This is a genomic window from Streptomyces sp. NPDC029466 (assembly GCF_055574515.1).
In genome coordinates this window covers 20879-27483 of record NZ_JBVHZH010000028.1, presented here as the reverse complement: position 1 = coordinate 27483, position 6605 = coordinate 20879, and the positions used below count along the sequence as shown (strand labels likewise).

Here is a 6605-nt window from a genome sequence, read left to right as displayed (position 1 = left end):
TGTGTGGGACGTAAAGCGAAGCAGTCCCACACACCGGCCCCGGAGGTCCGTCACCGCACCCACAGCCCCGCGCAGCGGACCCGCCCGCCGCAGGCGGAACAAAGAGAAGCCCCACGGCGGGACAGCCGACAACGTGGGGGAAAGCACAGCGCAGCGGGATTGTCAGTGCGGGCCGCTACGGTTCTCAACCGTGGCCCCGCGTATTACCGACCCGGCGCAGCTCAAGGAGCTGCTCGGCATCCCGTTCACCCCGGAGCAGACGGAGTGCATCACCGCCCCGCCCGCCCCGCAGGTCATCGTGGCCGGAGCCGGTTCCGGCAAGACCACGGTCATGGCCGCCCGCGTGGTGTGGCTGGTCGGCACCGGACAGGTCGCCCCCGAGCAGGTCCTCGGGCTGACGTTCACGAACAAGGCCGCCGGCGAACTCGCCGAACGCGTCCGGGCCGCGCTGCTCGCCGCCGGCGTCACCGACCCCGACGCCCTCCCGTCCGCCGACGGCGCCCCCGACCAGCCCCCCGGCGAGCCGCGGATCTCCACCTACCACGCCTTCGCCGGGCAGCTCCTCAAGGACCACGGCCTGCGCATCGGCCTGGGGGGGGGGGGGGGGGGGGGTGTCGGGGGGGGGCCCCCCCCCCCCTCCCCCCCCCCCCCCCCCCCCCCCCCCCCCCCCCCCCCCTCCCCCCCCCCCCCCCCCCTCGCCGACGCCACCCGCTTCCAGCTCGCCGCCCGCACCCTGCGCGCCGCCCCCGGCCCCTACCCGGCGCTCACCACCTCCCTGCCCTCCCTCGTGGAGGACCTCCTCGCGCTGGACGCCGAGCTCGCCGAACACCTGGTGGACCCCGCCGCACTCCACGCCTACGACAGCGACCTCCTCGCCACCCTCGACGGCGCCAAGCTCACCAACGCCGACCTGCGCAAAGCCCCCGAAACCGCCCGCGGCCGCCGGGAACTCCTCGACCTCGTCACGGCCTACCGCAATGAGAAACGCCGCCGCGATCTCCTCGACTTCGGCGACCAGATCGCCCACTCCGCGACCCTCGCCACCACCCGCCCGGAAGTCGGCCGCATCCTGCGCGACGAATTCCGCGTCGTCCTGCTCGACGAGTACCAGGACACCTCGGTCGCCCAACGCCTGCTGCTCTCCGGCCTCTTCGGCGCCGGCACCGGCCATGCCGTCACCGCCGTCGGCGACCCCTGCCAGGCCATCTACGGCTGGCGCGGCGCCTCCGTGGCCAACTTGGACGACTTCCCCGACCACTTCCCCTTCGAGGACGGCGCCCCCGCCCGCCGGTACGCCCTCAGCGAGAACCGCCGCAGCGGCGGCCGCCTCCTCGACCTCGCCAACGGCCTCGCCGCCCCCCTCCGCCGGATGCACGAAGGCGTCGAAGCGCTGCGCCCCGCCCCCGGCGCCGAACGCGACGGCCTCGTCCGCTGCGCCCTGCTGCCCACCCACGCCGAAGAGCTCACCTGGCTCGCCGACTCCCTCGCCCACCTCGTCCACACCGGCACCCCGCCCGGGGAGATCGCCGTGCTCTGCCGCACTGCCGGCGACTTCGCCCGCATCCAGGGCGAACTGGTCGCCCGGGACATCCCCGTAGAGGTCGTCGGCCTCTCCGGGCTGCTGCATCTACCGGAGATCGCCGACCTCGTCGCCGTCTGCGAGGTGCTCCAGGACCCCACCGCCAACGCCGCCCTGGTCCGTCTGCTGATCGGCCCGCGCTGGCGGATCGGCCCCCGCGACCTCGCGCTCCTGGGCCGCCGCGCCCGCACCCTCGTCCACCACGGCGGCCCCTCCGACGACCCCGGACAGCGCCTCGCCGAGGCCGTCGAAGGCGTCGACCCCGCCGAGACCATCTCGCTCGCCGACGCCCTCGACACTTTCCTGGAGGCCGACGGGCCCGACGACGGCCTCCCGTTCTCCGCCGAGGCCCGGGTGCGCTTCGCCTACCTCGCCACCGAACTCCGTGACCTGCGCCGCTCCCTCGGCGACCCCCTCATGGACGTGCTCCACCGGGTGCTCGCCGCCACCGGCCTGGAAGTCGAGCTGTCCGCCTCCCCGCACGCCCTCGCCGCCCGCCGCCGCGAAACCCTCGGCACCTTCCTCGACATCGCGGCCGGATTCGCCGCCAAACAGGGCGGCGAATCCCTCGACGGCGACGCCACCCTCCTCGCCTTCCTGGGCTTCCTGCGCACCGCCGTCCAGTACGAGAAGGGCCTCGACAGCTCCCTCCCCGGAGGCGACAACACCGTCAAGGTGCTCACCGCCCACAAGTCCAAGGGCCTCGAATGGGACGTCGTCGCCGTCCCCGGCCTGGTCGGCAAGCAATTCCCCAGCGAACAGGCCCGCGAGTCCTGGATCAGCCGCCCCAAGGTCCTCCCGCACGCCCTGCGCGGCGACGCGGCGACCCTCCCCGACGTCGGGGAATGGACCGCCCGTGGCCTGAAATCCTTCAAGGAGGCGATGAAGCACCACCAGGAAACCGAGGAACTCCGCCTCGGCTATGTCACCTTCACCCGCCCCCGCTCCCTGCTCCTCGGCTCCGGCCACTGGTGGGGCCCGCAGCAGAAGCGGCCGCGCGGCCCGTCCGTCTTCCTGGAGGCCCTGCGCGAGCACTGCGAAGCCGGCCACGGCGAGATCGAGCACTGGGCCGAGGCCCCCGAGGACGGCGACGAGAACCCGGCCCTCTCCGAGGCCGCCACGGAACAGGCCTGGCCCCTGCCCCTCGACCCCACCGCCACCGCCCGCCGCCGCACCGCCGCGGCCACGGTCCGCGCCCATCTGGAACGCAGGAGGACGGGCCCGGGTGCGGCCGCCCCCGGATCCGCCACACCCGCACGGTTCGCCCACGACCTCGACTGGCCGCCGGTCCCGCCGGAGGACACAGAGGACTCCTGGGACGGGTCCCCGTACGAGGCCCCCGAGGCGGACCCGTTCGACCTTCCGGAAGACGAACCGTTCGACGAGGCGGCGCCGTATGGCTTGGATGGCGCGCCGCCGTATGCGCCGGTCGAGGCCGATCCCTTCGACGGTGACGACTTTGAAGCCGGCCCGTTCGCGGACGCCGGCTCGTTCGGGGACGCTGCTGTGTACGCGGGACCGGCGTACGACACCCCTGAGGCCGAGGCCGAGGCCCAGGCCCAGCCCGAGAGCCAGACCACCCCCCACCCCCGCATCATCGCCCAGCGCTCCACCGAACCCGACCTCGCGGACCTCACCGGACCGACCGATCCGGCCCACCCGGCCCACCCACCCCACGAGGCCGACACCCCCCACCCCGACGACACGCGTCCCCTCCACGACACCACCCCCCACCCCCTCCTCCCCGAAGAGCGCCGCACCGTCGGCTCCTGGGACCGCGATCTGGACGCCCTCGCCGCCGAGCTGCGCCGCGCCCGCGCGACCGTCCGCGATGTCCCGCTGCCGTCCGCGCTCAGCGCCACCCAGCTCCTGCGCCTCGCCGCCGACCCGGACGGCTTCGCCCGCGAACTGGCCCGCCCCATGCCGCGCCCGCCCCAGCCCGGTGCCCGCCGCGGCACCCGCTTCCACGCCTGGGTCGAATCCCGCTTCGAAGAGCTCACCCTGCCGCTGCTCGGCCCCGACGAACTGCCGGGCGCCGAACCGGGCGAGGAGACCGAGATCGTCGACGAGCACGACCTCGAAGCCCTCAAGGAAGCCTTCGCCCGTACCCCGTACGCCCACCGCACCCCCTACCGGGTCGAGGCCCCCTTCCAGCTGACCCTCGCGGGCCGGGTCATCCGCGGCCGGATCGACGCCGTCTACAAGGAGCCCGGCCCCGACGGCGACCGCTTCGAGATCGTCGACTGGAAAACCGGCCGCGCCCACACCGCCGACCCCCTCCAGCTGGCGATCTACCGCCTCGCCTGGGCCGAGCGGTACGGCCTGGCGCCGTCCGCCGTCGACGCCGCCTTCCTCTACGTCCGCACCGGCGAGGTCGTCAGACCCACCCGGCTCCCCGGCCGGGCCGGACTCGAACGCATCCTGCTCGGCGAGACCGCCGACCTGCCTCCCTCGGAAGGCCGATAGGCTCGGTCGTATGAGCACAACCCCGGACAGCGCCGTCCGCGCGTACCTCACCCTCCACCGCGAGACCTTCCTCGAAGACCTCGCCGAATGGCTGCGCATCCCCTCCGTGTCCGCCGACCCGGAGCGCGCCGGCGATGTCCGCCGCAGTGCCGAATGGCTGGCCGCGAAGCTCACCGACACCGGCTTCCCGACCACCGAGATCTGGGAGACCGGCGGTCTGCCCGCGGTCTTCGCCGAATGGCCCTCCGGCGACCCGTCCGCGCCGACCGTGCTCGTCTACGGCCACCACGACGTCCAGCCCGCGGCCCGCGAGGACGGCTGGCACACCGACCCCTTCGTGCCGCAGACCATCGACGGCAAGCTCTACGCCCGCGGCGCCGCCGACGACAAGGGCCAGGTGTTCTTCCACACCCTGGGCGTACGCGCGCACCTCGCCGCGACGGGCCGCACCGCCCCCGCCGTCAACCTCAAGCTGCTGATCGAGGGCGAGGAGGAGTCCGGCTCACCGAACTTCCCGGCCCTGATCGAAAAGCACGCCGACCGCCTCGCCTGCGACGCGGTGATCGTCTCCGACACCGGCATGTGGTCCAAGGAGACCCCCACGGTGTGCACCGGCATGCGCGGCCTGACGGATTGCCAGATCGACCTCTACGGCCCTGACCAGGACATCCACTCCGGATCGTTCGGAGGCGCCGTCCCCAACCCCGCCACCGAGGCCGCCCGGCTGGCCGCCGCCCTGCACGACGCCGACCGCCGGGTCGCCGTCCCCGGCTTCTACGACGGCATGATCGAACTCACCGACCAGGAACGGGAACTCTTCGCCGAGCTCCCCTTCGACGAGGAGGAATGGCTGCGCACCGCGCACTCCCACGCCACCCTCGGCGAGGCCGGCAGCACGACCCTGGAACGCATCTGGGCCCGCCCCACCGCCGAGGTCAACGGCATCGGCGGCGGCTACCAAGGCCCCGGCGGCAAGACCATCGTGCCCGCCACCGCACAGCTCAAGCTGTCGTTCCGGCTGGTCGCGGGCCAGAACGCCGCCGCCGTGCAGCAGTCCGTACGCGACTGGGTCGCAGCAAGCCTCCCGGCCGGCATCCGCCACGAGATCTCCTTCTGGGGCGCCACCCGTCCCTGCCTCACCCCGCTCGACCACCCCGCGCTCCAGTCCGTCGTCCGCGCCATGGGCCGGGCCTTCGACCAGAAGATCCGCTTCACCCGCGAGGGCGGCTCCGGACCGGCCACCGACCTCCAGGACGTCCTCGGCGTCCCGGTGCTCTTCCTCGGCATCTCCATCCCGTCCGACGGCTGGCACGCACCGAACGAAAGGGTCGAGCTCGACCTGCTGATGAAGGGCGTCGAGACCGCCGCCCACCTGTGGGGCGACCTGGCGGAGACCTGGCAGACGGCCTGACCGCGCCACCGCCGTACCGACCCGCGCCCGTACGCAGCAATCACCCACGCCATAGGGGGAGTTGGAAACACCAGTGACCACCTGGACCGACCACAGCGCCGACCGGCCGATCACCTTCAGCGCGCCGAGCGGAATCGACCGCTCCGCCCATCACCGCCTCGACGAGGCATGGCTGGCGGCGGCCTGGAGCCACCCGACGACGCGCGTGTTCGTGGTGTCCGGCGGCCAGGCGCTGATCGACGACACCCCCGACGGCCGCACCGAGCTGATCATGACGCCGTCCTTCGAGGCGCCGTTGACCGAGGCCCACCGCTACTACCTCGGCACCGACGACGACGGCGTCAGCTACTTCGCCCTCCAGAAGGACTCGCTGCCCGGCCGCATGGACCAGTCCGCGCGCCCGGCGGGCCTGCGCGAGGCGGGCCTGCTGCTCTCCCCCCGCGACGCCGGCCTCCTCGTGCACGCCGTCGCCCTCGAAAACTGGCAGCGGCTGCACCGCTTCTGCTCCCGCTGCGGCGAACGCACCGTCATCGCCGCCGCCGGCCACATCCGCCGCTGCCCCGCCTGCGGCGCCGAGCACTACCCCCGCACCGACCCCGCCGTGATCATGCTCGTCACCGACGAGGAGGACCGCGCCCTCCTGGGCCGCCAGGTCCACTGGCCCGAGGGCCGCTTCTCCACCCTCGCGGGCTTCGTCGAGCCGGGCGAGTCCATCGAGCAGTCGGTGGCCCGCGAGGTCTTCGAGGAGGCCGGCGTCGTCGTCGGCGACGTCGAATACATCGCCAGCCAGCCCTGGCCCTTCCCCTCCAGCCTGATGCTGGGCTTCATGGCCCGCGCCACCACCGCCGAGATCCAGGTCGACGGCGAGGAAATCGAAGAGGCCCGCTGGTTCTCCCGCGAAGACCTCCGCACCGCCTTCGAATCCGGCGAGGTCCTCCCGCCCTACGGCATCTCCATCGCCGCCCGCCTCATCGAACTCTGGTACGGCAAGCCCCTGCCGAAGCCGTGAGCCGGGGCGCGGCCGGTCTACGGGGCCGGTCGCGCCTGGTGGGGGATGCCCTGGGATGCGGATGCGGCAGCTCTTCCGGCTCTTCGGCTCTTCAGCTCTTCGGCGTCTTCATGGGGGTGGCAACGTCGCTCACCGACCAG

At 73.5% G+C, this 6605-nt stretch carries 3 protein-coding genes; all 3 read left to right on the top strand.

Annotated elements, in window-relative coordinates; translation table 11 throughout:
• Positions 1–190 precede the first annotated feature (190 nt).
• The 3 genes from ACZ4XD_RS21590 (at position 191) to nudC (ending at position 6465) form a co-directional block, all read left to right on the top strand.
• Positions 191–4045, top strand: a complete 3855-nt coding sequence (locus ACZ4XD_RS21590; protein WP_468044353.1) for a UvrD-helicase domain-containing protein — start codon at positions 191–193, stop codon at positions 4043–4045.
• Between the two features lie 10 nt (positions 4046–4055).
• Positions 4056–5456: a dipeptidase gene (locus ACZ4XD_RS21585; RefSeq protein ID WP_468044351.1), complete on the top strand. Its 1401-nt coding sequence runs from the start codon at positions 4056–4058 to the stop codon at positions 5454–5456.
• Positions 5457–5529: 73 nt separating this feature from the next.
• A complete protein-coding gene (gene nudC, locus ACZ4XD_RS21580) occupies positions 5530–6465 on the top strand; it encodes an NAD(+) diphosphatase (RefSeq protein WP_468044349.1) in 936 nt (311 codons plus the stop codon).
• Positions 6466–6605 lie beyond the last annotated feature (140 nt).

Coding starts and splice junctions, on each gene's coding strand:
- ACZ4XD_RS21585 (WP_468044351.1), top strand. CDS start 4,056: ATGAGCACAACCCCGGACAGCGCCGTCCGCGCGTACCTCACCCTCCAC.